At 63.1% G+C, this 25924-nt stretch carries 27 protein-coding genes, 1 pseudogene and 1 riboswitch; of the genes and pseudogenes, 13 read left to right on the top strand and 15 right to left on the bottom strand.

Annotated features, from left to right (window positions below; all coding sequences use genetic code 11):
* Positions 1–21: 21 nt before the first annotated feature.
* The 4 genes from crtA to bchO are packed head-to-tail and all read left to right on the top strand — an operon-like array spanning position 22 to position 4300.
* Complete coding sequence (crtA, locus tag ACLGGT_RS15610) at positions 22–768, top strand: spheroidene monooxygenase (RefSeq protein WP_437196766.1); 747 nt, start codon at positions 22–24, stop codon at positions 766–768.
* Positions 765–1769, top strand: coding sequence for a magnesium chelatase ATPase subunit I (gene bchI / locus ACLGGT_RS15605; protein WP_375553777.1), 1005 nt, complete (start codon positions 765–767; stop codon positions 1767–1769). The genes crtA and bchI overlap by 4 nt, the downstream gene beginning before the upstream one ends.
* On the top strand, positions 1766–3424 hold the full coding sequence (locus ACLGGT_RS15600; RefSeq protein ID WP_437196764.1) for a magnesium chelatase subunit D: 1659 nt from the start codon (positions 1766–1768) through the stop codon (positions 3422–3424). Before bchI ends, ACLGGT_RS15600 begins: the two co-directional genes overlap by 4 nt.
* Before the next feature lie 3 nt (positions 3425–3427).
* Complete coding sequence (bchO, locus tag ACLGGT_RS15595; RefSeq protein ID WP_437196762.1) at positions 3428–4300, top strand: alpha/beta fold hydrolase BchO; 873 nt, start codon at positions 3428–3430, stop codon at positions 4298–4300.
* 106 nt (positions 4301–4406) lie between these two features.
* On the opposite strand, the gene ACLGGT_RS15590 is transcribed toward bchO, so the two are convergent.
* Positions 4407–5417, bottom strand: a complete 1011-nt coding sequence (locus ACLGGT_RS15590; RefSeq protein WP_437196760.1) for a diguanylate cyclase domain-containing protein — start codon at positions 5415–5417, stop codon at positions 4407–4409.
* A complete protein-coding gene (locus ACLGGT_RS15585) occupies positions 5414–6016 on the bottom strand; it encodes a heme NO-binding domain-containing protein (protein ID WP_437196758.1) in 603 nt (200 codons plus the stop codon). Before ACLGGT_RS15585 ends, ACLGGT_RS15590 begins: the two co-directional genes overlap by 4 nt.
* Before the next feature lie 127 nt (positions 6017–6143).
* Positions 6144–6243: riboswitch (TPP riboswitch) on the top strand.
* Positions 6244–6288: 45 nt separating this feature from the next.
* Between ACLGGT_RS15585 and ACLGGT_RS15580 the strand changes: the two genes are divergently transcribed.
* From ACLGGT_RS15580 to ACLGGT_RS15565, 4 genes are all read left to right on the top strand, one after another.
* Positions 6289–7014, top strand: coding sequence for an ABC transporter ATP-binding protein (locus ACLGGT_RS15580; protein ID WP_437196756.1), 726 nt, complete (start codon positions 6289–6291; stop codon positions 7012–7014).
* Between the two features lie 12 nt (positions 7015–7026).
* Positions 7027–7683 carry a TenA family protein gene (locus tag ACLGGT_RS15575; protein WP_437196754.1) on the top strand — a complete coding sequence of 219 codons (657 nt, stop codon included), beginning with the start codon at positions 7027–7029 and terminating at the stop codon, positions 7681–7683.
* On the top strand, positions 7680–8423 hold the full coding sequence (locus tag ACLGGT_RS15570) for an ABC transporter permease (RefSeq protein ID WP_219436009.1): 744 nt from the start codon (positions 7680–7682) through the stop codon (positions 8421–8423). Before ACLGGT_RS15575 ends, ACLGGT_RS15570 begins: the two co-directional genes overlap by 4 nt.
* An 833-nt stretch (positions 8424–9256) precedes the next feature.
* Complete coding sequence (locus ACLGGT_RS15565) at positions 9257–9955, top strand: NYN domain-containing protein (RefSeq protein WP_437196752.1); 699 nt, start codon at positions 9257–9259, stop codon at positions 9953–9955.
* A 211-nt stretch (positions 9956–10166) separates the two neighbouring features.
* Here the strand turns inward: ACLGGT_RS15565 and ACLGGT_RS15560 are convergent.
* From ACLGGT_RS15560 to ACLGGT_RS15545, 4 genes and pseudogenes are all read right to left on the bottom strand, one after another.
* A pseudogene (locus ACLGGT_RS15560) lies at positions 10167–11728 on the bottom strand (trimethylamine methyltransferase family protein).
* Between the two features lie 100 nt (positions 11729–11828).
* Positions 11829–12716, bottom strand: a complete 888-nt coding sequence (locus tag ACLGGT_RS15555) for a DMT family transporter (RefSeq protein ID WP_151979148.1) — start codon at positions 12714–12716, stop codon at positions 11829–11831.
* Complete coding sequence (locus ACLGGT_RS15550) at positions 12713–13405, bottom strand: HAD family hydrolase (protein ID WP_081508392.1); 693 nt, start codon at positions 13403–13405, stop codon at positions 12713–12715. Before ACLGGT_RS15550 ends, ACLGGT_RS15555 begins: the two co-directional genes overlap by 4 nt.
* Entirely contained in the window at positions 13402–13680 is a 279-nt protein-coding gene (locus tag ACLGGT_RS15545; RefSeq protein WP_087148889.1) for a DUF3572 domain-containing protein, read from the bottom strand. The genes ACLGGT_RS15550 and ACLGGT_RS15545 overlap by 4 nt, the downstream gene beginning before the upstream one ends.
* A 92-nt stretch (positions 13681–13772) precedes the next feature.
* Here ACLGGT_RS15545 and ACLGGT_RS15540 point away from each other — a divergent pair, with 92 nt between their 5' ends.
* On the top strand, positions 13773–15164 hold the full coding sequence (locus tag ACLGGT_RS15540; protein WP_257898267.1) for a diguanylate cyclase domain-containing protein: 1392 nt from the start codon (positions 13773–13775) through the stop codon (positions 15162–15164).
* Here ACLGGT_RS15540 and ACLGGT_RS15535 read toward each other — a convergent pair whose 3' ends face one another.
* Positions 15165–16079, bottom strand: coding sequence for a helix-turn-helix transcriptional regulator (locus ACLGGT_RS15535; RefSeq protein WP_008282104.1), 915 nt, complete (start codon positions 16077–16079; stop codon positions 15165–15167).
* Between the two features lie 130 nt (positions 16080–16209).
* On the opposite strand from ACLGGT_RS15535, the gene ACLGGT_RS15530 reads away from it, so the two are divergent.
* The 3 genes from ACLGGT_RS15530 (at position 16210) to ACLGGT_RS15520 (ending at position 18830) form a co-directional block, all read left to right on the top strand.
* Positions 16210–17028 (top strand): cysteine hydrolase, encoded by an 819-nt coding sequence (locus ACLGGT_RS15530; RefSeq protein ID WP_437196749.1) that lies wholly within the window; start codon positions 16210–16212, stop codon positions 17026–17028.
* 138 nt (positions 17029–17166) lie between these two features.
* Positions 17167–18042 carry an S-methyl-5'-thioadenosine phosphorylase gene (locus tag ACLGGT_RS15525; RefSeq protein ID WP_008282102.1) on the top strand — a complete coding sequence of 292 codons (876 nt, stop codon included), beginning with the start codon at positions 17167–17169 and terminating at the stop codon, positions 18040–18042.
* Between the two features lie 248 nt (positions 18043–18290).
* Positions 18291–18830 carry an adenine phosphoribosyltransferase gene (locus ACLGGT_RS15520; protein ID WP_008282101.1) on the top strand — a complete coding sequence of 180 codons (540 nt, stop codon included), beginning with the start codon at positions 18291–18293 and terminating at the stop codon, positions 18828–18830.
* Between the two features lie 31 nt (positions 18831–18861).
* Here ACLGGT_RS15520 and ACLGGT_RS15515 read toward each other — a convergent pair whose 3' ends face one another.
* From ACLGGT_RS15515 to ruvC, 6 genes are all read right to left on the bottom strand, one after another.
* A complete protein-coding gene (locus ACLGGT_RS15515; protein ID WP_008282100.1) occupies positions 18862–19884 on the bottom strand; it encodes a transporter substrate-binding domain-containing protein in 1023 nt (340 codons plus the stop codon).
* A 4-nt stretch (positions 19885–19888) separates the two neighbouring features.
* Positions 19889–20971 (bottom strand): peptidoglycan-binding protein LysM, encoded by a 1083-nt coding sequence (locus ACLGGT_RS15510; protein WP_437196748.1) that lies wholly within the window; start codon positions 20969–20971, stop codon positions 19889–19891.
* Between the two features lie 87 nt (positions 20972–21058).
* Positions 21059–21730 (bottom strand): hypothetical protein, encoded by a 672-nt coding sequence (locus tag ACLGGT_RS15505; protein ID WP_437196747.1) that lies wholly within the window; start codon positions 21728–21730, stop codon positions 21059–21061.
* A gap of 80 nt (positions 21731–21810) precedes the next feature.
* Positions 21811–22839 (bottom strand): Holliday junction branch migration DNA helicase RuvB, encoded by a 1029-nt coding sequence (ruvB, locus tag ACLGGT_RS15500; protein ID WP_081508385.1) that lies wholly within the window; start codon positions 22837–22839, stop codon positions 21811–21813.
* A 3-nt stretch (positions 22840–22842) separates the two neighbouring features.
* Positions 22843–23505: a Holliday junction branch migration protein RuvA gene (gene ruvA / locus ACLGGT_RS15495; protein ID WP_008282095.1), complete on the bottom strand. Its 663-nt coding sequence runs from the start codon at positions 23503–23505 to the stop codon at positions 22843–22845.
* A complete protein-coding gene (ruvC, locus tag ACLGGT_RS15490; protein WP_037298364.1) occupies positions 23502–24008 on the bottom strand; it encodes a crossover junction endodeoxyribonuclease RuvC in 507 nt (168 codons plus the stop codon). Before ruvC ends, ruvA begins: the two co-directional genes overlap by 4 nt.
* 310 nt (positions 24009–24318) lie before the next feature.
* Between ruvC and ACLGGT_RS15485 the strand changes: the two genes are divergently transcribed.
* A complete protein-coding gene (locus tag ACLGGT_RS15485) occupies positions 24319–24516 on the top strand; it encodes a DUF1127 domain-containing protein (RefSeq protein WP_008282093.1) in 198 nt (65 codons plus the stop codon).
* A 77-nt stretch (positions 24517–24593) separates the two neighbouring features.
* Here the strand turns inward: ACLGGT_RS15485 and ACLGGT_RS15480 are convergent, their stop codons facing one another.
* Together ACLGGT_RS15480 and ACLGGT_RS15475 are read right to left on the bottom strand one after the other, a co-directional pair.
* Entirely contained in the window at positions 24594–24938 is a 345-nt protein-coding gene (locus ACLGGT_RS15480; RefSeq protein WP_037298290.1) for a hypothetical protein, read from the bottom strand.
* A gap of 108 nt (positions 24939–25046) precedes the next feature.
* Positions 25047–25919 carry a 50S ribosomal protein L11 methyltransferase gene (locus ACLGGT_RS15475; RefSeq protein WP_081508383.1) on the bottom strand — a complete coding sequence of 291 codons (873 nt, stop codon included), beginning with the start codon at positions 25917–25919 and terminating at the stop codon, positions 25047–25049.
* Between the last annotated feature and the right edge of the window lie 5 nt (positions 25920–25924).

The following is a 25924-nucleotide window of genomic DNA, read 5'->3' as shown; positions in this document are numbered from 1 at the left end:
TCTTTTCTTGGGGTCAAAACCATGTCAAACTTGCCTTACAGTCCCTCAAGGAGCGGTGCCATTCAAACCGTCAGCCTCAGCTTCTTTCGCTTTTCCCGCGGCATTGACCGGCTCTGGGCGCTGACGATGATGGGCGCTGCGCGCTTCATGCTGCCGGGCGTGCCGGGTATCGGCTTTTGGAAATTGCTGGGATCGGGCACGGGCGAGGGGTTCACCCCCATTCCCAACACCGGTGTCTATGCGATTCTCGCGGTCTGGCCCGATGCCGCCACAGCCCGTGCGCAGACCAAGGGCGCAGGCGTCTTTCGCCGCTACCTCGCGCGCGCCAGCGAAAGCTGGACGCTCTTTCTCTCCCCAACTTCGGTGCGCGGGCAATGGGCCGGTGATACGCCGTTCGAGATCACCACACCCGTAGAGAAAGGCCCCCTTGCCGCGCTGACCCGCGCCTCTGTGCGCCCGCGCAAGGCCTTGAAATTCTGGCGGCGCGTGCCCGATATCAGCGCCGTGATCGGGGCCGACCCCAACGTCGCCTTCAAAATCGGCGTAGGAGAGGTGCCTCTCCTGCATCAGGTGACATTCTCGATCTGGCCCGACAGCCAAAGCATGGCAGACTTCGCCCGCCGCGATGGCCCGCATGCCCGCGCCATCGCCGCCGTGCGCGACGGCGATTGGTTTCGCGAAGAGCTTTACGCCCGGTTTCGCGTGATTGGCGAACGGGGTACATGGGGCGGGAAAAGCCCACTCGAGCATATCAAGGAAGAACAATGACCGCAGCCTTTCCGTTTTCCGCCATCGTCGGTCAGGACGACATGAAACGCGCCATGATCCTTACGGCGATCGAGCCGGGGCTTGGCGGCGTGCTGGTCTTTGGTGACCGGGGCACCGGCAAATCCACGGCTGTGCGCGCTCTGGCCGCGCTCTTGCCGCCCATCCGCATGATTGACGGCAGCCCGATCAACGCCGAACGCCCCGAGGATACGCCCGACTGGTCCACCGCCCCCTTGGGCGAGATGGTCGAGCGGCCTACCCCAGTGGTCGATTTGCCCTTGGGCGTGACCGAGGATCGGGTGACCGGCGCGCTCGATATCGAGCGGGCGTTGACCTTGGGTGAAAAGGCCTTTCAACCCGGTCTTTTGGCCCGCGCCAATCGCGGCTATCTCTATATAGACGAGGTGAACCTGCTTGAGGATCACATCGTCGACCTGCTGCTCGACGTGGCGCAATCCGGCGAAAACGTGGTGGAGCGTGAGGGTCTCTCGATCCGCCATGCGGCGCGTTTTGTGCTTGTGGGCTCTGGCAATCCCGAAGAGGGCGAGTTGCGCCCACAGCTTCTGGATCGTTTCGGTCTCTCGGTCGAGGTGCGCTCGCCCCAGAACATCGAGGAGCGCATCGAGGTCATTCGCCGCCGCGACGCCTATGAACGCGACACCGAGGCCTTCATGGTGACATGGCAGGCCGAGGATGCCTTGATCCGCGACCGGATTCTGGCGGCGCGCAGCGCGCTGCGAACCGTTCAATCCCCCGACGAGGTCTTGCGCGACTGCGCGACGCTCTGCATCGCCATCGGCGCGGATGGGCTGCGCGGCGAGCTGACCCTGCTGCGCGCCGCGCGTGCGCTTGCGGCCTATGAGGGCGATGCCGCTGTGACCCGCGCACATCTTACCCAGGTCGCGCCGCTCGCGCTCAGCCACCGTTTACGCCGCGATCCATTGGACGAGGCGGGCAGCGCCACACGCATTGCCCGCGCCATGGCAGAGGTCTGGGGATGACGCCCAGCCCCGCATGGGCGCGCGCCCTGCGGGCGCTCACCCTTTTGGCGATTGATCCTGAGGGGTTGCGCGGGCTGACGCTGCGCGCCCGTGCCGGTCCGGTGCGGCAGGCGTTCGATACGGCGCTCGCGCGTTTGCCCGGCCCTGCCCGGCGCATCCACCCGGATCTTAGCGATACGCAGCTTTTTGGCGGCGCGGATATCGCCGCCACGCTCGCCGCCGGGCACCTGATCCACAGCGCTGGACTGGCCGATAACCCGGCGCGCCTGATCCTGACAATGGCCGAACGCACACCGCCCGCCCTTGCCGCCCGGCTGGCACAACTTCTGGATCAAAGCCCGGACCATACGCTCTTTCTGTTTGACGAGGGGATCGACGCCGAGGAAACCGCCCCGCAAACCCTCTGCGAACGGCTGGCGCTGCATGTGACACTCGACGACATCCGCCATGACGCGGCCCCTGCCCTCATGCCCGCCGCCGCCGATCTGGCAGAGGCCCGCGCGCGGCTTGGCGGCGTTACCCACACGCCCGAGGATATCGCCACGCTCACCGCGCTGGCCGCCAGTTTCGGCATCGACAGCCTGCGCGCGCCATGGCTTGCCCTGCGCGCCGCCCGCGCGCTGGCCGCATCAGAGGCCCATCCACAGGTAACACAGGATGATCTGCGCGAGGCGGCAGAGCTCGTCTATCCCGCGCGCGCCACGCAACTGCCGCAAGATCCCGAACCAGAACAACCCGACACACCGCCCGAACCCGAAGATCAAAGCCAAAGCGAAACACCCGACATCCCAGATGACTTGCTCATCGCTGCGGTGGCAGCCCTTTTGCCCCCCGCGCTGCTGGATCAACTGGCCCAACGCGGTGCCACGCGGCGTGCGGCAGGCTCGGGTGCCGGTGCCCGGCGCAAGGCGCATCAACGCGGTCGGCCCCTACCTGCACGGCAAGGTGCACCGGATGGGCGCGGGCGCATTGATCTCATTGCGACGCTGCGCGCCGCAGCCCCGTGGCAGCCGCTGCGCCGCCGCGCCCGCCCCGATGCACCGGGCGTGATCATCCATGCCGCTGACATCCACCTCAAACGCTATGAGGATCGCGCCGACCGATTGGTGATCTTCGCGGTCGATGCCTCTGGCTCTTCGGCGCTGGCACGGCTGGCCGAGGCCAAGGGCGCGGTTGAGCTCTTGCTGGCCGAGGCCTATTCCCGGCGAGACCAAGTGGCGCTGATCGCGTTTCGCGGCATGGGCGCCGAACTCATTCTGCCGCCCACCCGCGCGCTGGTGCAGGCCAAGCGGCGTCTGGGCAGCTTGCCCGGGGGTGGCGGCACCCCGCTTGCGGCGGCTCTTGGCGCGGCGCTCACCCTTGCCCGCCAGTCCGAGGCGCATGGGCTAAGCCCAACGCTTGCCCTGCTGACGGATGCCCGCGCCAACATTACGCTCGACGGGCGCGGTGACCGCGCCGAGGCGGCCAAAGACACCAGCACGATGGCGCGGCTCTGGCGCGCGCAGGGCCTGCCCGCCATCGTGATCGACATTTCGGCCCGTCCGGGCCCAGAGCCCGCCCATCTCGCGGCGGAAATGAACGCCCGCCACCTGCCCTTGCCGCGCGCGGATGCCCGGCGAATTTCGACGGCTGTTACCTCAGCCCTCGGGGTCTAGGCGATGGACTGGCAGCGCGATCTGGCGACTTGGCCGCTCAACGCCCAGTCGCGCCGCATTCACCATCCCCCCCACCAATGGCATCTGCAGGAAATGGGCAACGGTCCTCTTGCCCTTTTGCTGCACGGGGCGGGGGCCTCGACCCATAGTTGGCGCGATCTGATGCCGCTTTTGGCGCTAAGCCACCGGGTCATTGCGCTGGATCTTCCCGGTCAGGGGTTCTCGCGCGCGGGAAACCGGCGGCGTCTGGGCCTGCCCGGCATGGCCGGGGATATCGCGGCGCTTTGCCAGTCGGAGGGGTGGCACCCCGATCTGATCCTCGGCCATTCCGCAGGCGGGGCCATCGCGCTGGAACTCGCCACGCGGCTGAGGACGCCCACAGACCAGCCGCCCGACATTGCCTGCGTCAACGCGGCCCTTGGCCCGTTCGAGGGTGTGGCGGGCTGGCTCTTTCCGGTTCTCGCCAAGGTTCTGGCGCTTAATCCGCTGACGCCCACGCTCTTTACCCTTGGCACCGACAAACTCACCCGCGCCCGCCGTCTGATCGAGAGCACCGGATCGCGCCTCACGCCCGAAGGTCTCGCTCTCTATGCGCGGCTGATCGGGGACCGTGCGCATGTCGATGGCACCTTGCAGATGATGGCCCAATGGGATGTCGCCCCGCTCTTGACCCGGCTGGGCGCGATCCCCAATCGCTGCCTCTTGATCACGGGCACCAGCGATCTGGCCGTCCCGCCAGAAACCTCCGCGCGCGCCGCCGCGCAGATGCCACGGGCGCGCACGCTGTCTTTGGATGGCCTTGGCCATGTGGCCCAAGAAGAGGATGCCGCGCGCGTTCTGGCCGCAATCCTTGATCCGGGCAACTGGCCCGACTGATGCGCTTCGGGTTTACGGTGAAACACCGAAACGGTGTGGCTGTTTGATTTGGCGCGATGTCCTACAGGGAAAGCCTGTCAACTTTCTCTGAAACTGCGTTAAGCGCTCAGGCGATGCCATGCGCCGGGGCCGCGCGTGGCAATGGGCTTTCGTGAAACCGCGCACAGCCCCGACCCCGCCCCTTGGCAGCATAGAGCGCCAGATCGGCATCGGCCATCATCCGCACGGGTTCGGGGCTGTCATAGGCACAGCTAAGCGTGATGCCGATACTGCCGGAAATCCGACAGTGCTGCGCGCGATAGGGAACCGGCTTTTCCAGCCGGGCAATCATCCGATCTGCCAAATCGCCCACGGGTGCCCGCTCTGTCATGCCAAGCAGCAGGATCACGAATTCATCGCCCCCCACACGGGCAATCAAATCATCGCTGCGCACCTCGTCGCGCAGGCGCCGCGCCACCTCTTGCAGCACATGATCGCCCGCCGCATGGCCCAATGTGTCATTCACCTGTTTGAAAAAATCGAGATCGAGATGCAGCAGCGCGAAATCCTGCTCACTCTGCATCAACCGATCCAGCACATGGTCAAGGGCGCGGCGGTTCCGCAGCCCCGTCAACATATCCGTAAACGCCTGCTCTTCCGCGGCAATGCGTGCGCCCTGCAAGCGCAGGTTCAGCTTGCGCGAGGCGTCCATCGCGGCGGATTTTGCCTCGATCAAATAGAGCATCTCGGTCGTCAGATCCGTCGCCGCAAAGTCAGCGCCGGTCAGGTCAAAGTCGCGCACCGCCTCGACCACGGAAATCCCGAACGAGAGATTCACCACCGCCCCGCCCCCCGGTAATGGCAAAAGCACGCCCTTGAGCGCCGTATGGGGGGGAGCACGCAAGCGCAGCCGAAGCCGCGCCCCGGCGGAGGCCAGAAGATCCGCCATATTCCCCGCCTGATGCGGGCGGCGCAGTTCGATCAGATCCAGAAACCGCATGCCCTGCAGCGCGCGCGCACCAAAGAGCTTGGCAAAGGTTGGCCCCGCCTGCACCAGATGGCCCTCGGCATCCAGAACCGCATGCATCGGGCAAAGCCCCGCAAGCAGCGGCAAAAGCCCCCTATCCTGAACAGTCATGCCGCGCTTTCCCCAAGCCCCAGAGCAAAGGCCCGCCCATGCGCGAACCCCTCATCCAACAAACGCACCTCAATGATCTCATAATCCGCGCCATCCCCCTGATGCTCGACCAGCGCAAGCACGCCATAGTCATCCGCCATGGCGCGCAAAAGCCCGACCACCACCGGGCCAAGCCGCAGATCATGCCCCTTGGGCAGCCCCACATGCAGAGCATAAACCCCCGCCCCTCGGTCCTGTAATTCCAGCGCGGGCAGCCCCAGATCGGCGACTGCAAGGCGCGCGCGCTCTGGCAGATCATCAAGAGAATGCAGAAACTCCACATAATCCACCCCCCCAAAGCGCAACAGACGGCGCAGCGCCTCGGTCGCGGGGTGCGAGACCAGATAGGTGCCGATATCCTCAAGCAGATCGTCACGCCCGCGCGCCAATCGCGCGCCAACCGCGGTCAACACCTGTTCGGTGATGCGCGCCTCGTAGACCATCATCGCTTCAAACTCGGTAAAACCCAGGTTCAATCGTTGAATCGTGCCAATCCAGACATCGCGCCCATAGGTATCCCTGACAAATCGCTCAATCGCGCGGTTGACCAGCCCGTGCATGACACCCTCCTCTCAGATGCCTGCATCCTGACAGCCAAGGGTTAAGGCCCCCTGAACATCTAAAATCCTCAGTATATTGCAGCCCCTATCGCGCCCTTGTCATCGCAGAGCGCTGCGGCTACATCTGGAGCATCCGTTGGGGTGCCCCTTGGGGCTGAGAGGTCTTGCACCAACCCATCGAACCTGATCCGGCTCGCACCGGCGGAGGGAACGGAAACCGCGCAGCGGCGCGCCATCCCCCTGCCCGCGAGCCCTGTTTGAAGAGGCCGCGCATGACCGCCCCGCCCAGTCTGACCCTTGATGGCCACGCCCGGATTGGCGCTGTACCGGTATTTGGCCCACTGCGGCTGACCTTGTCCGCCGGGCGCATCACCTGCCTGCTCGGCCCTTCGGGCGTGGGCAAAACCACGGTGCTGCGCCTGATCGCCGGGGTGGATGAGGTGACAGAGTTTACCGGCACGATCACGGCCTCTGATGGCGGGCCACTGTCAGGGCGCATGGCGCTGATGGCACAGGGCGACATGCTGATGCCGTGGCTCGATGTGCTGGGCAATGTAACGCTTGGGGCGCGGCTGCGCGGGATGTCGCGCGACGTGGCGCGCGCGCGCGAGATGCTGGCGCGGGTCGGTCTGGCCGACCATGCAGACAAGCGGCCTCATGCGCTCTCGGGGGGGCAGAAACAGCGCGTGGCACTGGCCCGCACGTTGATGGAGGACCGCCCCATCGTTTTGCTGGACGAGCCGTTTTCGGCCCTCGATGCCCGCACCCGCGCGCAGATGCAGGATCTTTCGGCCACCCATCTGGCAGGGCGCACAGTCCTGATGGTCACACATGACCCGGCTGAGGCCGCGCGCATGGGCCATGCCATCCACATCCTGACCGAAACCGGGCTAGAGGATGTGACCCCGCCCGCAGCCCCGGTGCCACGCGCCGTGGATGACCCCGAAACTCTCGCGGCGCAGGGCCGTCTTTTGGCCCGCCTGCGCGCCCCCGCCTGACAGGAGAAAAAGATGCACCCCACCGAACACCTCAAATCCCTTGTGGCCACCGATTGGCAGGCCGCCACCCGGCACCCCTTCACCGATCAGCTTGCGGCGGGCACGTTGCCCAAGGCCCGCATGCTCGCCTATCTGCAACAGGATTACCTCTTTATCGAGGATTTCGTGCGGCTTCTGGCCTCTGCCATCGCCCATGCGCCCAGCCTGCCCGATGCCATTCCGGCGGCACAGTTTCTCGGGCTGATCTCGGGGCCGGAGAATACCTATTTCCTGCGCGCAATCGCGGCGCTTGGCGGAACAACTGAGCCGCCTGTAACGCCCCATCCGATCACAGCCGAATTTCAGGCACTGATGCGCGCAGCGGCAAAATCAGGCAGCTATGCGCAGATGATTGCGGTCCTCAGCGTGGCCGAATGGACCTATCTGGATTGGGCCAGACCGCATGCGAACCGCGCCGCAGACCTGCCGTTCTGGTTCGGGGAATGGATCACCCTTCACAGCGGGCCGGGGTTCGAGGGGGTTGTGACATATCTGCGCGGTCAGTTTGATCAGGTCTGGCCCAGCCTCACCCCCGAGGATCAAGCCGCCGCGCAATCCGCCTTTGTTACGGCAACACGTCTTGAACGCGCCTTCTTTGACGCGGCCCTTGCCGGATACCCCGCCGCATGAGCCGCCTTGTCACCATCGCAAGTTCGACAGCCCTTGCACTCGTGCTCTGGCAGGCGCTGGTGACGCTCGCGGCGCTGCCGCCCTTCATTCTGCCCGGGCCGGGCCGCGTGGCGGAAACCCTCTGGGCCAGCCGCGCGCTGATTGCCCATCATGCCACAATAACGGCGGCAGAGGTATTGATCGGTCTGGCCTTGGGCGCGATCTTGGGCGGTCTTTCGGCGATTGGTCTGGCCTCGTCGCCCATGGCGCGCCGGCTCATCCGCCCGATCATGGTATTCTCCCAAGCGATCCCGGTCTTTGCCCTCGCGCCCATCCTCACGCTCTGGTTGGGCTATGGCCTCTGGTCCAAGGTCGCGATGGCGCTCCTTATCATCTATTTTCCGGTGACATCGGCCTTTTTTGACGCGCTGATGCGCACGCCGCCGCAGTGGCTCGACCTCGCGCGCGTCATGGGGGCGAACCGCGCGCGGCTTATGTGGCATATCCGCGTGCCCGCCGCCCTGCCGGGCTTTGCCTCGGGTCTGCGCCTCGCGGCGGTCTATGCCCCCATCGGGGCGATCATCGGCGAGTGGGTGGGGGCCTCCAAGGGGCTGGGCTATCTCATGCTGCTGGCCAATGGCCGCGCCAAGATCGACCTCATGTTCGCGGCCCTCATCGTGCTGGCAGTGCTGACGCTTTGCCTGCATGCCGGGGTGGACCGGGGCTGTCGGCGGTGGCTGGATGGCAAGGCGGTGGGGTGAGGAACGGGGGTTTGCGTTGGGTGATGCGGTGTCAGTTTGGGGGTCGCTTTGCGCTCATTGCTTGCGGTTGGGAATAAGCTACGATGTGAGCCGAACTTGTGGATCTGGGATGCCGCTTGATGTCACGAACTCTAGGTCCGATACTCAACCCTATGGCACCAGAGGCCATGACCATAACGCTAAGTCGCAGAGCTTTTCTAAGTGAGTTGCTCAAAGCCGCTTTGCTATCGCTACCGCTACCGCTACCGATGGTTAGCCTGGCTGGCGTCTATTTCTAATTTCACAACAGGGATGTTAACCTGATTGGCCTCAGTGTCAGCGTGGTTGCCATTTCTGCACTGACGGGCGTTCCCTTGATTTTCTACGCGTCGCTTAGGCTAAACGCTGCGACCCTAGCAAGGGAGCGGGTATACTCAGGTGTACCAGGTCAACTGATACACAAGCCACTCGAAGGGCCGCTCCTGCTACGGCGCTCTATGGTGGCGGGCTCGGTCAAATCTCGCGCTCTTGCGATGTTCCCCGGGTGCATTGGTTTTGGCCTAGAGTTCGTGCTCATGTCGTACCTGATGGGCGGCGGCGGGTTCTTTGTTCTTTATGCTCTGACTGGCGCGATGCTCGCCGTTCAAGCGATAATAGCTGCAAAACTCATTCGGTGAACGGGAACTCCATTCCGCCCATCGCGCGCCCAGAAAGCAATCCCAAACCCCATCTTCTTCTTGGTCCAAATACTCCTTCCCGCCTCTGGCCCCGCAATCACCCGCCAGACGTGTGCGCCATGAAAAAGATCGCCTCCTGCCCCAAATCCATCCGGATTGCCATCCTAGGCTTGGGCCATGAGCACCTTGCCCCCGACCCGCCTTACGCCTGCGCCGCGTCTCTCGGCCTTTGTCGATGCCGAGAATATTCCCGTGACGCACGCTCGGACCATCCTCGATCTGGCCCGCCGCTACGGGGCCCCCGACCTGCTGCGCGCCTATGGCAATGTTGGTCTTCTGCCGGACTGGGACAAGCTGCCCGGCTTTCAGTTCATCCATTCCGGCTGCGGCAAGAATGCAACCGACATGCTGATCTGCGTGGACGCGATGGAGCGCGCGCTCTCGGATCAATGCGCAGCGGTGCTCTTGGTCAGTTCGGATCAGGATTTCACCCATCTTGCCACCCGTTTGCGCGGCTATGGGCTGACCGTGATTGGGGCCGGAGAAGCCAAGACATCCGAGCGGTTCCGCGCGGCCTGTTCCGTGTTTGAAGAGTTGGAAGGGTGTCGCGAGTCGGAGAATCCGATCATCTTTGATGAGACAGACGCGCGCATTTACAGGATTATAAAACGTGACAGCAAGCAAGGCAAAGGCGTCGCTGTAACCCATCTCTCAAATCAAATGAGAACCGAGCATCAATTCTGCATTTCGAAGCATCCGGACAAGACGTGGAAAAAATATCTCAGTAACCGCAAGGCTATTTACGATGTGACCCTCAATGATGGACTTAACATGGTCCGCTACAGGCCCGAAGCGTTCAGGCTCGCAACCGCCTGAACCAAGTCGGCTGTCATCAAGAAGGTTCACCACCTTTTATTCTGACCTGACCTTTACCATAACAACTCCTGCGCGGAACAAGGCGTGGCACCCGCTGCCGCGTCAATCACTGGGCCGTCCGTCGCACCGAAGGTGCGCCGCGATAAATCGGCACGCCTTTTGCGTGAAGGCCTAGCGAAAAAACGGCCTTTCACTTGAGATTAACACCCCTTCAGAAATCCGTCGGCGCCCCACCCTCAGCCTTACGCCGCGCCACGAAATCTGCCAGTTCCTCGCGCACCGCGTCTTCCATCGGGGGGGCTCGAACCCGGCGATGATGTCCTGAAACACCTGATGCGCGCGCGCCGGGGTCCAGACTGCACCTGCCGCCTCCCATGCCTCGTAATTGCGCCAATCACTCAGGAAGGGTTGATAGAACGCCGTCGTATAGCGGTCCTGCGTGTGCTGGATGCCAAAGAAATGCCCCTTGTCTCCCACCTCTCGGATCGCCTCGATTGCGATATCTTCAGGTCCGGTGGCGGTCAGCATCGGGTCCATATAGCGCTGAATTTGCTGCAAAATTTCGCAGTCCATGATGAATTTCTCAGGGCTTGCAATCAGCCCACCCTCGAGCCATCCGGCCGCATGATAGACCATATGCGCCCCCGCCTGCACGGCAGACCAGAGGCTGTTTGACGTCTCCCACATGGCCTGACCGTCCGGCACGTTCGCCGCACAGACGCCAGAGGCCCGCATCGGCAGCTTGTAGAACCGCGCCAATTGCCCGGTCATTTGCGTCGCGCGCATGTATTCGGGCGTGCCAAAGGCGGGCGCGCCGGATTTCATATCCACATTCGAGGTGAAGGTGCCAATCGCACAGGGCGCACCGGGGCGGATAATCTGCGCGAGAACCACCGCGCAAAGCGCCTCTGCGATCGACTGCGCCACCGCCCCCGCCATCGTCACCGGCGCCATGGCCCCGGCCAAGGTGAATGGCGTCACCACCAGCCCCTGACCGCGCCGCGCCAGACGCATCCAGCCATCCAGCATCGGATAGTCATGCTTCAAAGGAGAGGTCGAGTTGATGTTGGTATACATCCGCGGGCTGGCCTCGAATTCCTCGTGGGCCAGCCCCCCCGCGATGCGCACCATTTCCATCACATCATCGACCCGCTCTGCGCCCAAGCTATAGGCGTGCATCGCCTTGTCGGTCAGCGTCAGCTTGTCATAGAGCACATCAAGATGCCGGACGCTGGCATGAATATCCTGCGGTTCCACCGGGTAGCCGCCTGCAAAGTGGATACAGTTGAAATACTGTGTCAGTTTCAACAGGTTCTGGCACATCTCTCGCGTGCCCGCGACCTTGCGCCCGATCTTCATATCCCAATAACTCGGCGGCGAGGATACATTGCCGAAATTCAGATGATTGCCGCCCATGGTAATCGTGCGGTCGGGATTGCGCGGCGTGATGGTCCAGCTTTTCGGGGCCCTGCCAATGATCTCCATGACGAAATCACGGCCCATGCGGACATTCTCGCCATTGATCTTGCAGCCGCCAGAGGCGCGCAGGATCGCCACCGCTTCGGGGTTGAGAAACTCAATCCCGATCTCTTCGAGGATCCGCATCGCGCCATCGTGGATGGCCAGAACACCCGCATCCGTCAATGGCTCTGTCGGCCGGTCCCGGTTGATGGGCGGGTTCCACGGCATCTGTTCGATCACGGCACTGCCGCGCCGGGCAACCCCGCCTGCGCGCCCGCCACTGCGTGTCCTGCGTTTGAGATCTTCGGCCATCTGATGCCCCTCCGGTGCTCGTTTGAGCTAACGAAACACCGCTCAGGGCAGCCTCACATGCCGCTTAGCGACGTATCCTGTCGTTTTTGCTTTTCACGGATCACGATTGCAGCGCCATGCGCCGCCGTCCCGTCTGCCAGAGGTAAATCGCCAGGCTCACCACCACAATCGTACCACCCAAAAGCATCATCGGTGTTGGCCCCTCACCCGTGCCCAGCCAGACCCAAAGCGGACCCATCACCGTTTCAAGCAAGAGCAACAGGCTCACATTCGAGGCATGGGTATAGCGCGACGCGAGCGAGAGCGAAAAGAACGACACCGGCAGGATCACAAGCCCACAAATCGCAATGGCCCACACTTCGCCCTGCATCATCGCGGCAGGTCCGGTCACGATCACGCCCGTGGCCCCCGCCAGAACCGCCCCCAACCCGATCACCAAGAGGATCGGAACCTGCGGCTGCGCCCGCAGGATCACAAAGTTAAGCGCCAGCACCATCGCCACGCCCAATCCCGCAAGCGCCCCCCAGAGGGCGGCGCGGTCCAGGGTGACATCGCCGTGACCTCCGCCAAAGACTGCCAGCGCAATACCTCCCATCACAACGGCAATGGTGATCCATGTGGCCAAGCGCGTCGGCTCTCCGATGATCAGCCGGGCAAAAATCGCGGCAAAGACCGGCACCGTCGCCACGGCAAAGAGCACGACAGCAACCGGCGCATTGGCGATGCCAAGACTGAAAAGCGTTGCATTGGCATATTGGCACACAACGATACCAATCGCGTAACCACTGGCCAGAATGCTCAGGTCGCGCAGCCGGTGCTTGGAGGTCAGAGCCCAGAGGATCAGAAACACCAGCCCCATGAGCAACCCGCGCCAGCCCACCATCTGATAGCCGCCCATGCCCGACCACCGCATGAAAAGCGCATCCGGCGTCAGCATCAGCGCGCCGAACGTCGCCAGCGCCAGTCCAAACAGCGGGTGTTGCCTCATGCGGTCAGCCAAGCCGGGATATGCCCGATGTCGGGCAGGACGATATCAGCCAGCGGTTCAAGATCGCTGCAAGTGGCGGTGCCGGTCAGCACGCCCACGCATTGCATCCCGGCCGCACGCCCTGCCACAAGGTCATGTGTGCTGTCCCCCACCATGACCACACGAGCAGGCTCTAGCGCCATGGCGCGCGCAAAGGCCAAAAGCGGCCCCGGCGCGGGCTTGGCGCCATAGCCGGAATCAAACCCGGCGATAAAATCGAAATGCCCAAGCACACCGGCCGCACCCAAGTGCGCGCGCGCGCCGTATTCCGTGTCATTGGTCATCACGCCCAGCCTTAACCCCCTCGCCGCAAGCCCTTCGAGATAGGGCGCGAGCGGCACAGCCGGGGCCAGAGGGGCCGAGCCTGAGGACATCATCAGATGTTCTTCTATTTCTTCTATGGCGCGGCCCGGCAAGGCCCGCCCAAGACATTCGGCCGCCTCGCGGTTGGTGCCCGCGATGATCGGGCTTGTGGGGTGAAAGCGCCGCGCCACCAAATCATAATGCGCCTCATCCGCCATTCGCGCCATGACATCGGCATCGCCCGCCGAGAGATCAGAAATCACCCCATGGGCCCAGACGCTCCAGGTGGCGTGGAAATCAAACAGCGTGCCGTCCTTGTCAAAGAGAATTCCGTCAGCCCTGCTCATGTCCAGCTCATCTGCGCCCCGCCCGGCAGCGCCGCGCGCGCCATCATCGGCGTTTCGTATTTCAACCCCTGCGCATCGCAGAAGCCTACGATCCATGCGTCATCCATCATCAGGAAATCCAGCACGGCCCCCAGAAATTCGGGTTCCGTGGCTCGCGCCCGCACATCCTGTTCCGAGGCCCCCGTCGCCCCCAAGAAGACCGGCAAAAGATCATCTTGCGTCGCAAGCCAGCCCAGCGCCTGCAAGGCAATTGTTTCGGCGGTTTCCTGCTGCATCGTGATCCCGGTTAATTTCTGGAAAGGTTTTCTTAACCTCTGCCATGGATAGTGAACCAATCGTAAAGGGCAAGAGCAAAGGCGTCGCGTCCATGTCAGGAAAAATTCTGATCGTCGACGATCTTGCAACCAACAGGATCGTGTTGAAGGTCAAATTATGCAGCGCACATTACGAGGTCGTGCAGGCGGCGTCGGCAAAAGAAGGTTTGCGCCTTGCTGCCGTCGAGCGGCCCGATCTCATTCTGGCCAATGCGCAGCTGCCTGATGCCACTGCGGCAGACTTCGTCAAATCCCTGCGCCGCTCGGATGAAACAAGGTCCACGCCGATCATGATTCTCCAGATGACGCACTGTCCGGCAGAACGTCGCCTAGCCCTCAGCGCCGGGGCGGATGACGTCCTGAGCAAGCCCGTGCCCGAAGCGCTGCTTTTGGCCCGCCTGCGTAATCTGCTGCGTCAGCATCATGGTGAACAGGAACTCAGCCTGCAAATCGGCAGCACGCAGGCTTTGGGCTTTGCCGAGGCCCCTCCAGGCTTTGACGCGCCCGGTCGCATCGGCATCATCGCGCGTACCCGCGCCGGGGCCTTTGGCCTGCAAACTCTGCTCGCGCGCTATTCACCCCATGTCACGTCCGTTATCGACGCAGACCGCGCCCTTTCGTTCTCAGATGCCCCACAGCAGGCCGATGTCTATTTGCTGCAAATCACCGGTGCCGAGGCCGAAGAGGGCTTGCGCCTTCTGGCTGACCTCAAGGCCGCCCCGCGCAGCCGTGCCCGCCCGATCATCGCGCTTGTAGAGGCCGATGCCGCGGCCCTTGGCGTGACCCTGCTCGACATGGGCGCGGATGACGTGATCACAGGCCCTCCCGACGCACGAGAGCTGATTTTGCGCCTCTCCGCACAGCTGCGCCGCAAACGGCGCGGCGAACGATTGCGCAGAGCATTGCGCGACGGGCTGAATGCCGCCATGCTCGACCCGCTGACCGGAGCGCATAACCGACGCTTTGCCCTACCGTTCCTGCAACAGCTGATCGAAACCAGTCAGCTTTCGGGCGAAAGCTTTGCCGTCATGTTGGCCGATCTCGATTTTTTCAAACAGGTCAACGATCGCCACGGGCACGCAGCCGGTGACCGGGTGCTTTGCGAGGTCACGCACCATCTGCGCGCGCATTTGCGTGAAGGCGACATGCTTGCCCGGATCGGTGGCGAAGAGTTTTTGATCGTGACCCCGGCCACCAGCCGCAGGCGCGCCCAACGCACCGCCGACCGGCTCTGCGCCATGATCGCGCAGACTCCAATTCCGTTGGCCAGTGGCCTTGCCCCACTGCATGTGACCATCTCAATCGGTGTGACCATGGCAACACCTGCACCCACCCGTCCGGCAGCAAGCGTCGGGCAATTGTTGGAAGAGGCGGATCGCGCGCTCTATGCGGCCAAGGCGCAGGGGCGCAACATGGTCACATTCTGCGCCCGCTCTGCCGCGTAGTCACCGCTCTTTCCCCAGCCGAAAGGCGCGCGGCGACTGCCCCCACGCCTCGACAAAGGCGCGGCTAAAGGCGCTGCGGCTGGCAAATCCCACCATCTGCGCCACCCGCTTGACCGGCACGCGCTGATCCACCAAGAGCTGCGCCGCGCGCGCCAAGCGCAGCGCGCGTAGAAAACCCATCGGCCCCTGCCCATAGGCCGCCTGAAACCGCTCGGCAAAGCGCGACCGGCTCATTCCCGCGGCCTCAGCCAGACTTTCCAGAGCATGCGGCGCACCGGGATCGTCGAGCATGGCACAAAGCGCGCGCCAAAGCCCCGGATCAGCCAAGGCGCCCAGCCACATGACCCCCGGATCACCCGCCTCAAGCCGCCCTCGCAACATCTCGATCACACATTGCAAGAGCAACACGCGCACCATGGCCCGCCCGCCGGTGCGGTGCTGCATGACCTCACCCAACAGCGTCTCCATCGCCCGCGCGGCACCCGGTGTCGTGGTCAAATCCAGACTGAGCGGCGCGCGCATCAGGTCAATCAGCCCATGCGTGCCCCGCAATCCCAGATGCAGTCGTGCGCAAAGCACCACCATCGTGCCCTCGCCCTCGCCCCGCGCCACATGCTCTTCAAGATCAAGCCCGGCAGGCCTGCATTCAGGCACCATTGTTGCGCCGGCACCGGTGTGGCTCAGCGAGTGGCGCGCACAAGACGGCACCAGCACCAGACGCCCCGGGGCTAGCAGGATCGGCGCATGGCCTTGCAGGCTTAGATACCCCTCGCCACTCAGCACGTAATGCAAGGTCGCCCCCGGCACCCGCCCCAACCCAAGGCTACACACCCCCTCCAGCGCGCAAAGCGCAAAGGGCTCGGGCTGTATATCGAGCTCGCTCAGGATACGGTCATGGGTCTCTGTGATCTGCATGGTCGATAGACTGGCACGGCTGCGGTCGTATTGGCACAGAAATAATTGCTCACGCCCGAATTCGAGACGCAAAGGCACATAGCCCCTGTCAGACAGTCTTTATTAAACACCCACTCAGGAGAGACAGACCATGTGCAACAATCATGATCATGACCACGACCACGAGCCGAAACTCACCCGCCGTCAGGCGCTGACCGGCACCGTGGCCATTGCCGCCGCTGCAACCGGCCTTGCCGCCACCGGCGCACAGGCGCAGGAAAACCCCTATGCAGAACCTGCAGAGCCCGCCCTTCCGCCCAGCGATATGAAAATTGACCTCTCCCGCGTCGCCCTTGTCGTCACCGATCCGCAGAACGATTTTCTCAGCCCCAATGGCGTAACCTGGGGTGTGGTCGGCGCCAGCGTCGAGCGCAACAACACCGTCGCCAATATCGAAAGCCTGTTCAAAGCGGCCAAGGCTGCGGGCATCACGGTCGCCGTGTCGCCGCATTACTACTATCCCGTCGATCACGGCTGGAAATTTGAGGGCGCATTGGAAAAGCTGATGCACAACATCGGCATGTTCGATCGCAAGGATCCCCTGTCACTGGAAGGCTTTGAAGGCTCCGGTGCCGATTTCCTCGATCTTTACAAACCCTATATCCATGACGGCAAGACCATCGTCAGCTCACCGCACAAGCTCTACGGGCCAGAGCATAATGACCTTGCCCTGCAACTGCGCAAACAGGGCATCGACCAAGTGATCCTCGCGGGCATGTCCGCCAATCTGTGCACCGAAGCCCATATGCGCGAACTGCTGGAACAGGGATTCGAGGTGGCCGTGATCAAGGACGCCACCGCCGCCGCGATGCTGCCCGAGGGCGACGGTTATCTCGCGGCGCTTATCAATTTCCGCTACATGGCCAACGCCGTCTGGACCACCGAAGAGGTCGTGGCGATGCTGGGCTGACGCCCGCCGCCACAGCGCCCGCCTGCCGAGGAGGACAGGCGGGCAGGCCCGCGCGGATCACGGACCGCGCGGGCATTTTCATTTGCCGCGAACCGTCGTAACCATGGCTGAAAGAGGCACCAAACAGGATAGCGGCACATGACACAGACCATGATCGGAGTGATCGGCGGCTCCGGGCTTTACGAGATCGACGGGTTGCAAGGGGCCGAATGGCGCGCAGTAGAAACCCCGTGGGGCGCGGCCTCTGATGCGATCCTGACCGGGACGCTTGATGGGGTGCCGATGGCCTTTCTGCCCCGCCATGGGCGTGGCCATGTGCATAGCCCCACCTCTGTTCCGTACCGCGCCAATATTGACGCGCTCAAACGGCTGGGTGTCACGGATGTCATCTCGGTCTCGGCCTGCGGCTCGTTCCGCGAAGATCTGGCACCGGGCGACTTTCTTGTCATAGATCAGTATATCGACCGCACCTTCGCGCGCGAGAAATCCTTTTTCGGCCCCGGCTGCGTGGCGCATGTCAGCGTCGCGCATCCCACCTGCCCCCGCCTCTCGGACGCCTGTGAAACCGCAGCACAGGACGCGGGCATCACCGTGCATCGGGGCGGCACCTATCTGGCGATGGAAGGCCCGCAATTCTCGACACTGGCCGAGTCAAACCTCTATCGCACTGTCTGGGGCTGCGATGTCATCGGCATGACCGGCATGCCCGAGGCCAAACTCGCCCGCGAGGCGGAACTGTGCTACGCCTCTGTCGCAATGATCACCGATTATGACAGCTGGCATCCGGATCACGGAGCGGTCGATATCACCGCCATTATCGCCACCCTTACCGGCAATGCCGACAAGGGGCGCGACATGGTCCGCCGCCTGCCCGCTCTCCTCGGCCCAGACCGTGCGCCTTGCCCGCATGGCTGCGACCGCGCGCTCGACTTTGCCCTGATCACCGCCCCCGAGAAACGCGACCCCGCCGTTCTGGCGCGGCTTGATGCGGTTGCGGGTCGGGTGCTGGGCTGATCGCCAGCGTTCAATCTTTAAAACGCAGGGTGTCAGCCTCACTAGATGCCCGCGCGCGCCATGCCCGATAACGCGGGCATGGCCTATCTCATCGAGAAACTTACCAATCGTCACCATTGCCCATTGGGCCTCACCCTCAGCGCCCTCGCGGATCAAGGCCATCGCGCTTTGCCGGATCACGCACTCAGCCCTTGCATCTACGCACCACCCGCGCCACAACATGCGCCGCACATAGCCGGAGCCACCCCATGCCGCCCCTCAAGACCGTTCAGGATTACATCCGCACCATCGTCGATTTTCCGCATGACGGTATCCTCTTTCGCGATGTGACCACGCTCTTTGCTGATCCGCGCGGCTTTCGCATGGCCATCGACCAGATGCTGCACCCCTACGCAGGCCAGCCCATCGACAAGGTGGCAGGGCTCGAGGCGCGCGGCTTCATCCTTGGCGGTGCCATCGCGCATCAGCTCTCGGTCGGTTTTGTGCCGATCCGCAAAAAGGGCAAGCTGCCCGGCGCCGTCATCTCCGAGGAGTATCAGCTCGAATATGGCGAGGCGGTGGTTGAACTCCATGATGACGCCATCCAACCCGGCGAGCGCGTGCTTTTGGTCGATGACCTATTGGCCACCGGCGGAACGGCGGCGGCAGGCATTCGCCTCATCGAGCGTCTGGGCGGAATTATCACCGGGTGCGCCTTTGTCGTTGATCTGCCCGACTTGGGCGGCCACAAGCGGCTGACAGATATGGGCATGGACGTGCACACCCTCTGCGCCTTCGACGGGCTCTAACCCCAACCCGCCACGGGCCAAAGCGATCAGCCTACTTCAACGCCTCCCAAAACAGCGCGAGATGCCGTTGCACGATCTCACCGTAGCGCCCGCTCTCACGCAGCTTGGCCAGCCCCGCATTGAGCCGGTAAAGATGCGTCGTGCCGCGCCAATGGGTTTTGGAGATCACCGCATAGAGCGCCTCACGCGATAGCGGCTGATCGACCGGCACCACCTGCCCGCGCAGCCCCATGGCAACGATCTTGGCCGCACCTTCAAAGACATCAAGACTTACTGCATCCACCGCGCCCGCCATCAACAGGGCAAAGCATTCCTCGGGGCTACCGGGCTGGGTCAGGCTGATCTTGCCGTCCGCCAACCAGCGCCGGTCGGCCCGGTCCAGATCATGGGTAAAGCGCCCCATCGGACGGCAGAGCCGCTTGCCAAGAATATCAGCATCCTCGCCATAGCGAAAATCGCTATCGGCGCGCCGGAACAACATGACCGGCAGGTCCATCAAGGCCTCGGAAAAGTGAAACTCTTTGCAGAGCGTCACCTCTGGCGTCAGGCCGCAGTCGGGCTTGATCCAAGGAAAGCCCACATCATAACGTTTCTGCCCCAGCAGCGGCTCCAGATGCTGGCTTAGATCCGGTTCCCACACGATTTCATAAGGAACCGGCGAGGGGCTCAGTTCCAGCGCGGCATTGACCAGTTCCGTGATCATGCCGCCGCCGGGCCAATCCTGATCGGCAAAGGGCATATCCCCCCCGGCGGTGAGCAAAGTCAGCTCCGCCCCGCTTTGCCGCAGCGGCGTGGCATCTGGTACGGGATTCTCTGCCGGGCATGGAAGATAGAGGTCGCTCCCCGCAATCAGCGTTTGCCCCTGCCCCGCAAGCACGGACTGATTGGCGTAGTAAATCAGTGTCCATTGCTCGGCGTCGTCGTAATGCGTCTCGGCCACCTTAGCCAGCGTATCGCCGGGCTGCACCCGGTAGGTCACATCGCAGAGCGCGCGCGCAGCCTGCGGCAGCATCAGACCAATCCCCAGAATTGCGGCTGCGATCCCGCCCCGCATCACCTCAGAACCCCGCCCAGACGCGGCTCATATGCGCCTCGATGATGCTTTGATAGCGTCCGTTCGCGCGAATATCGGCCAGACCCCGCTCGAACGCCGCCAGAAATGCTGGCCCATCGGGATGCGACCGATGCACCACCATATGCATGCCCTCGATCGAAATCGGCTTACCTTCGGCCACGCCAACACGCTCGCCCAGACCCATGTCCTTGATCTTACCCCGTCCCAGAAACTCGTTAAGCACAACGCCGTCGACCTCGCCCTCGACCAAGAGCCGCAGGCAGTCGCCGGGCGATTGGGGCGTCTTCAACGTGATCACCCCGTTCTTGAGCCAGTTCCGCCCGCGTTGATCCAACATGAAGGTGGGATAGCCCGCAGGCCGACACAGGGTCTTGCCCTGCATATCCGCGTCCGATTGAAAGGCCATTGGGCGCGACTTGTCGACAAAGAGCAGCATCAGCACTTCAAACATCGACCCAGAGTAGAGCAGATTGGCACAGCCATAACTCTCGGGGTCATTGGCGCATTCCGGTTTGAGCCATGGAAACCCGATATCCAACAGCGCATTGGACAAGAGCGGCTCTTGATGCGCCGCCCAGTCATCAACCCAATGGATGGCAAAACCCTGCGTCGGATTGGCCGACTGCATCGCCGCCTGCACCACCTCGGTCAGCATCCCACCATTCGGCGCGTCCCTGTCGGTGAAGGGCCAGAAATCGCCCCCTGTCAGGATATTGATCTTGCGCCGGGTGGCGGCATTGCCGGGGGCTACAACCAGCGGCGCAGCGGCGGCAAGCGGCAAAGCTGGCGCGGTCGTACCGCCCTCCAGACCCGTTGGCCTGCCGTCAATACAGCGCAGCCGCAACTGCATACCCGCCCGCAGGTTGTTGGGGTCTTCGCCGATCTGATCTATGTTGGCAGAGTGGATCGCGGTCCATTTGCCCGCATCCTGATAAAAACTGGCTGCAATCAGCGTCAGGCTATCGCCGCGTTGCACCACATAGCTGCCGCCACAGCCCTGCGCCTGAGAATGCCCGGCCAAAACCCCGGCCAGAAGCAACACCACCCCACCAATAGCGTTCCTCATTAAACATTCCCCCAGATACGGAGGCACTAAGGCCAATCCGGCAGATTCGGTCAAGACGTTTCCGTCCCGCCGCCGCGCTTTGCAAGCTCAATGCGCGCCGCTCTGCCCAATCCGGGCCGCCAGCCGCAGCGCGTGGCTTGGCTCTTGGCTGACCATGGGCAGGACCGGATCATAACTGGCGCGGATCAGCGCCCCAATCTCGGGCCGCAACACCACAGCGCCCCCCGGCAGGGCCGCCAGAGCCGAGCGATCCTGAAACGCGGCATCCGACCATAGCAGCACGCTCTGCACGATCTGGCTCAGCGCCAATGTCTCGGCGGGAACCGCACTCAGATGCACGTCCATCCTCAGAAAGACGAAACAGGCCCGGATCGCGCCCCGCTCGTCAAAGCGAAAAATGCGGTATTGATTGGCCTCAGTCGCCTCCAGCTTGGCCACCAGCGGGCCAAGATCGGGGATCAGCCGGTCCAGCCCCGGAACCTCGGGCAATTCCCGCCAGTCGCGAAAGAAAAAGAGCATGAGGTTCGCCCCCAGTTCCGGGTCGGTCTCGGCCATTTGATGCCCCGCCAGCGCCACCACCGCCTCGACCGCGCCCTTGACCACGCTCAGCGTCGCGTCATCCGTGCCAAACACCACCGGCACAATGGGCCGCCCCCAGCGAGCAAATAGAAATTGCCCATCCGCACGCGTAAACAGCGCCGCGATCTCGTCAGGTGTCAGGGTGTCGGTCATGGGCAGGTCTCCGATTTTTGCGCCCATGTATCAAGCCAAGTTGCGTCTCGCAAATCCAGCATTCTTCTTGGTGAAAATACTCACGTTCAACGCCCGCCCCCGACGCGTCACTTGCCGAAAAGATCACTCTGCCCTTTCGGCCCAGGTGCGGCCAGCCCCAGATGCGCCCAGCCACCTTGCGCCAGCATCCGCCCGCGCGGGGTGCGTTGGATCAGGCCCTGTTGCAAGAGAAACGGCTCGATCACCTCTTCCAGCGCATCGCGGCTCTCACTCAGCGCCGCACTGATGGTCTCGATTCCCACCGGCCCACCCTGATAGGCCTCGGCAATCAGGCGCAGATAGCGCCGGTCGGCGCCATCCAGCCCCAGATGATCCACTCCCAGCCGGGTGAGCGAACTATCGGCCAGCGCGCGGCTGATCTTGCCGCCCCCTTCCACCACGGCAAAATCCACCACGCGGCGCAGCAAACGCCCAGCAATACGCGGAGTGCCGCGCGCGCGGCGGGCAATTTCGCGCGCGCCATCAGGATCGGTGGGAATGTTCAAGAGCTTTGCGTTGCGCGTCACGATCTCGTGCAGCTCGTCAATCTCGTAGAATTGCAACCGCGTCGGGATGCCGAACCGATCCCGCAAGGGCGTTGTCAGCAGGCCCAGCCGCGTCGTCGCGCCCACCAAGGTGAAGGGCTGCAATTCGATCCGCACGGTCCGCGCCGCTGGCCCCTCGCCAATGACCAGATCCAATTCGAAATCCTCCATCGCGGGATAGAGCACCTCTTCCACCGCTGGGTTAAGCCGGTGGATTTCGTCGATAAAGAGCACATCGTTGCGCTCCAGATTGGTCAGGATCGCCGCCAGATCCCCGGCCTTGGCCAGCACCGGGCCAGAGGTCATGCGAAAGCCCACCCCCAATTCGCGCGCCATGATCTGCGCCAGCGTCGTCTTGCCCAGGCCGGGGGGGCCGTGAAACAGCGTGTGATCCATCGCGTCGCCACGCTGCCGCGCCGATTGGATGAACACCGCCAGATTGGCCCGCGCCTCGCGTTGCCCGATGAATTCCGACAGGGCTTGGGGCCGCAGGCTGCGGTCCTGATCCTCTGGCAAAGCTGCGCCGCGCAGGGTCGGGTCTGGCTCAGTCATGCTTTACCCTTTCGGTGCCAGCCGCCGCAACGCGGCGCGGATCAACTCCGCTGTGGTGGCCTCGGGCGTCTCGCCCGCCACCTGCGCCACGGCACCCGCCGCCTCGCCGGGGGTATAGCCCAGATTGGTCAGCGCCGACAGCGCCTCGGCCTGTGCGCCGGGGCTGGGGGGCACCGGGGGTGTGGGCACAGATGCAGTCTCGATCACCTCGTCTGTGTCCGGCGCGGCGGGCATAGGGGCCGGGGCCGCGCCCATCGCCATCACCAGCGGGGCCTTGTCCTTCAACTCGTTGACCACGCGCTGCGCGGTCTTGGCCCCGATGCCTTTGGCCGCCGTTACGGAATTCCAATCCCCAATCGCAATCGCGCGGCCCACGCCATCCGGTCCAAGCGCCCCTAGAATAGCAAGCGAGGCCTTGGCCCCCACCCCCTGCACGCTCATCAACAGGCGGTGCCATTCCTTTTCCACCAGCGTGGGAAAGCCGAAAAGCTGCAAGAGGTCTTCGCGCACCAGCAAATCCGTATAGAGCGCGGCCATGCCGCCGACTGCAGGCAGCGCCGACAGCGTCCGCTCGGAACAATAGACCAGATAGCCGACCCCGCGCACGTCGATCAGCACATGATCGGTTCCGCGATAATCAATCCGTCCGGCGACACGCCCGATCATGCGCTGGCCCTCGCCACCGCCCGCGCCAGCATGTCTGAGGACCGCGCGTGATGCGCATGACAGATCGCAATCGCCAGCGCATCCGCAGCGTCCGGCCCGGCCAGCACCACGCCCGGCAATTGCACCTTGACCATATGCGCCACCTGTTCCTTGGCGGCATGGCCCACGCCCACCACCGTTTTCTTGACCGTGTTGGGCGAATATTCCCCCACCGTCAGCCCGTATTGCGCGGGCACGAGCAAGGCAATGCCCCGCGCCTGTCCCAGTTTCAGCGTGCCCGCCCCATCCTTGTTGACAAAGGTCTGTTCGACCGCCGCCGCCTGCGGATCAAACCGGTGCAGAATATCCGTGAGCTGCTCATAGAGCGACAAGAGCCGCGCCGCGAGATCAGGGCCGCTTGAATGGCAGATGCCATTGGCCACATGGCTTAGCCTGCTGCCCGACACCTCAATCACGCCCCAACCGAGGTTGCGCAACCCCGGATCAATGCCCAATACCCGCATCTCACTGCCCTGCCCGTTATGGTTTTTTTCAGCAATAGCACGAAACGAGAACAAGCACCAAGCAGAATGCGCGTTCATAAACTGCCCGTTTTGCCATCGCTGCGTTGCAGAAATGTCGCGTTTTGGGATGGCACGCATGTGCGGCGAAATATTAAACCCTTTAAAAACAATGTGGTTATGCCTTGTTATACCCATGCATAAAACGCATAAGAACTATGCAATAAACTCGCCTTGCGAGAACGATAGGTGGGGATTACCTGCGGCTCAGAAACAGACATGCTCTGTCCCCTCATTCACTAGGAATAAAATCATGGCCGCTCTTGATAGCACCCGCTCACACGCTTCTCACGCCGGTTTCGGCGCAATCTTTGCCCGCGCCTTCTCGGTTCTTGCTGCATGGAACGAACGTCGCGCCACCCGCGCCGCCCTGTCGCGCCTTTCGGATCGCGAACTTGACGACATCGGCCTGAGCCGTGGCGACATCGATCTGGTGGCACGCCAGATCTGATCACTGCCTCAGATTACATGAAAAAGCCCGCGCCGGTATCAACCGCGCGGGTTTTTTTCTGTCCAGTTCGCCTGCGTTCAGCGCAGGATCGGCCGAATATAGGTCGAAAGCAGTTCACTGACCGGATCAGTCTGCATCACAACGGCGCCCGCCTGTTCCACAATGCTGCCTTGCGCCAATTGCGCCAGCCGATCACCATAGAGCGGCGCGCCCAAATGCGCGATGATCACCGCCTTGAAAAAGGTAAAACCAAGCGCGAGATAAAAAAGACCGCGAAGGGGAAGTCCGCTCTTGCGGCGCTTGGGGCGGAAAATGATCAGACCGTCTTTGCCGACTTTGCTGACATAGCCCTGCGCCAGTCGCGTGCGCTTGCGGCCAATCGCCTTAAGGCGCGAGTCGAACCCCTGAAATGCGTCACTCATATCGAGACATCCCATTATCACGACCCCCACCGCGATGAGGAAAAGCTAGGTCCAAATTGTGGCAAAACCAAGGCAACCATGCCGGTCAGCCCCAATCCTGACGCATTTTTATAGACTTTTAGATAGGGTCAACGTGGTCCAGTCACCAATCTCTTCGCGATGCTCAAGACTGTTTCCAAGCGCGCAATAAACGTCGCGCACTTCATCCGCTTGCTCGTTCAAAATACCCGAGAGAATCACCTTACCCCCCGGCGTCAGCGCCGCCGTGATCCCCGGTGCCAGCAGGATTAACGGCCCTTTCAGGATATTGGCAAAAACCAGATCATAAGGTGCCGCAGCACTCAGGCGCGGATGCTCCAGCCCTTCGGCTTCGATACACTCCACCCGCCCCTCCAGCGCATTGGCCGTGACATTGGCGTTCGCCACTTCAACCGCCACCGCGTCGATATCGCTGGCCAGCATCACACCGGGCCAGATCCGTGCCGCCGCCATCGCGAGCACCGCCGTACCGCATCCCAGATCGAGCACCGACCGCCCAACAAAGCCGGTATGCGCCAAACGATCCAGCGCCTTGAGACAGCCCTGCGTCGTGCCATGATGCCCGGTGCCAAAGGCCATCGCCGCCTCGATCAAAAGCGGCTCGCAATCCTGGGGCACCTTATCGGCATCATGGCTGCCATAGACAAAGAACCGCCCCGCCACGACGGGCGTTAAATCCCGGCGCACCTTGGCCACCCAATCCACCTCGGGCAGTTCGGAGATAACAAAGGGCTTGGCCCCGTGCATCTTGGCCAAAAGCGCCAGCGCCACCTCATCGGGGGCCGTCTCGAAATAGGCACCGATTTCCCAAAGGCCCGATCCATCCTCCATCTCGAACGAGCCAACTCCGGTTGGTTCCGGCTCCAGATGTTCCAACGCTTCGGCCAGCGCCTCGGCATTGGCGCGTCCGGGCAGGGTAGTGAGGGCGGTATAGGTCGGCATGCAGT

The organism is Roseovarius sp. MS2 (assembly GCF_051447875.1).
Lineage (GTDB): Bacteria > Pseudomonadota > Alphaproteobacteria > Rhodobacterales > Rhodobacteraceae > Roseovarius > Roseovarius mucosus_A.
This window is presented reverse-complemented; position numbering and strand designations above follow the sequence as displayed.

Excerpts from the sequence above, each read along its gene's own strand:
- ACLGGT_RS15535 (WP_008282104.1), bottom strand. The coding sequence starts at position 16,079 with ATGCAGATCACAGAGACCCATGACCGTATCCTGAGCGAGCTCGATATA.
- ACLGGT_RS15480 (WP_037298290.1), bottom strand. The coding sequence starts at position 24,938 with ATGAGTGACGCATTTCAGGGGTTCGACTCGCGCCTTAAGGCGATTGGC.
- ACLGGT_RS15540 (WP_257898267.1), top strand. The coding sequence starts at position 13,773 with ATGTCAGGAAAAATTCTGATCGTCGACGATCTTGCAACCAACAGGATC.
- ruvB (WP_081508385.1), bottom strand. The coding sequence starts at position 22,839 with ATGACTGAGCCAGACCCGACCCTGCGCGGCGCAGCTTTGCCAGAGGAT.
- ruvA (WP_008282095.1), bottom strand. The coding sequence starts at position 23,505 with ATGATCGGGCGTGTCGCCGGACGGATTGATTATCGCGGAACCGATCAT.
- ACLGGT_RS15550 (WP_081508392.1), bottom strand. The coding sequence starts at position 13,405 with ATGAGCAGGGCTGACGGAATTCTCTTTGACAAGGACGGCACGCTGTTT.
- ACLGGT_RS15585 (WP_437196758.1), bottom strand. The coding sequence starts at position 6,016 with ATGCACGGGCTGGTCAACCGCGCGATTGAGCGATTTGTCAGGGATACC.
- ACLGGT_RS15530 (WP_437196749.1), top strand. The coding sequence starts at position 16,210 with ATGTGCAACAATCATGATCATGACCACGACCACGAGCCGAAACTCACC.
- bchO (WP_437196762.1), top strand. The coding sequence starts at position 3,428 with ATGGACTGGCAGCGCGATCTGGCGACTTGGCCGCTCAACGCCCAGTCG.
- ruvC (WP_037298364.1), bottom strand. The coding sequence starts at position 24,008 with ATGCGGGTATTGGGCATTGATCCGGGGTTGCGCAACCTCGGTTGGGGC.
- ACLGGT_RS15580 (WP_437196756.1), top strand. The coding sequence starts at position 6,289 with ATGACCGCCCCGCCCAGTCTGACCCTTGATGGCCACGCCCGGATTGGC.
- ACLGGT_RS15520 (WP_008282101.1), top strand. The coding sequence starts at position 18,291 with ATGCCGCCCCTCAAGACCGTTCAGGATTACATCCGCACCATCGTCGAT.
- bchI (WP_375553777.1), top strand. The coding sequence starts at position 765 with ATGACCGCAGCCTTTCCGTTTTCCGCCATCGTCGGTCAGGACGACATG.
- ACLGGT_RS15555 (WP_151979148.1), bottom strand. The coding sequence starts at position 12,716 with ATGAGGCAACACCCGCTGTTTGGACTGGCGCTGGCGACGTTCGGCGCG.
- ACLGGT_RS15590 (WP_437196760.1), bottom strand. The coding sequence starts at position 5,417 with ATGACTGTTCAGGATAGGGGGCTTTTGCCGCTGCTTGCGGGGCTTTGC.
- ACLGGT_RS15475 (WP_081508383.1), bottom strand. The coding sequence starts at position 25,919 with ATGCCGACCTATACCGCCCTCACTACCCTGCCCGGACGCGCCAATGCC.
- ACLGGT_RS15505 (WP_437196747.1), bottom strand. The coding sequence starts at position 21,730 with ATGGGCGCAAAAATCGGAGACCTGCCCATGACCGACACCCTGACACCT.
- ACLGGT_RS15525 (WP_008282102.1), top strand. The coding sequence starts at position 17,167 with ATGACACAGACCATGATCGGAGTGATCGGCGGCTCCGGGCTTTACGAG.
- ACLGGT_RS15600 (WP_437196764.1), top strand. The coding sequence starts at position 1,766 with ATGACGCCCAGCCCCGCATGGGCGCGCGCCCTGCGGGCGCTCACCCTT.
- ACLGGT_RS15570 (WP_219436009.1), top strand. The coding sequence starts at position 7,680 with ATGAGCCGCCTTGTCACCATCGCAAGTTCGACAGCCCTTGCACTCGTG.
- ACLGGT_RS15515 (WP_008282100.1), bottom strand. The coding sequence starts at position 19,884 with ATGCGGGGCGGGATCGCAGCCGCAATTCTGGGGATTGGTCTGATGCTG.
- ACLGGT_RS15510 (WP_437196748.1), bottom strand. The coding sequence starts at position 20,971 with ATGAGGAACGCTATTGGTGGGGTGGTGTTGCTTCTGGCCGGGGTTTTG.
- ACLGGT_RS15485 (WP_008282093.1), top strand. The coding sequence starts at position 24,319 with ATGGCCGCTCTTGATAGCACCCGCTCACACGCTTCTCACGCCGGTTTC.
- crtA (WP_437196766.1), top strand. The coding sequence starts at position 22 with ATGTCAAACTTGCCTTACAGTCCCTCAAGGAGCGGTGCCATTCAAACC.
- ACLGGT_RS15565 (WP_437196752.1), top strand. The coding sequence starts at position 9,257 with ATGAGCACCTTGCCCCCGACCCGCCTTACGCCTGCGCCGCGTCTCTCG.
- ACLGGT_RS15575 (WP_437196754.1), top strand. The coding sequence starts at position 7,027 with ATGCACCCCACCGAACACCTCAAATCCCTTGTGGCCACCGATTGGCAG.
- ACLGGT_RS15545 (WP_087148889.1), bottom strand. The coding sequence starts at position 13,680 with ATGCAGCAGGAAACCGCCGAAACAATTGCCTTGCAGGCGCTGGGCTGG.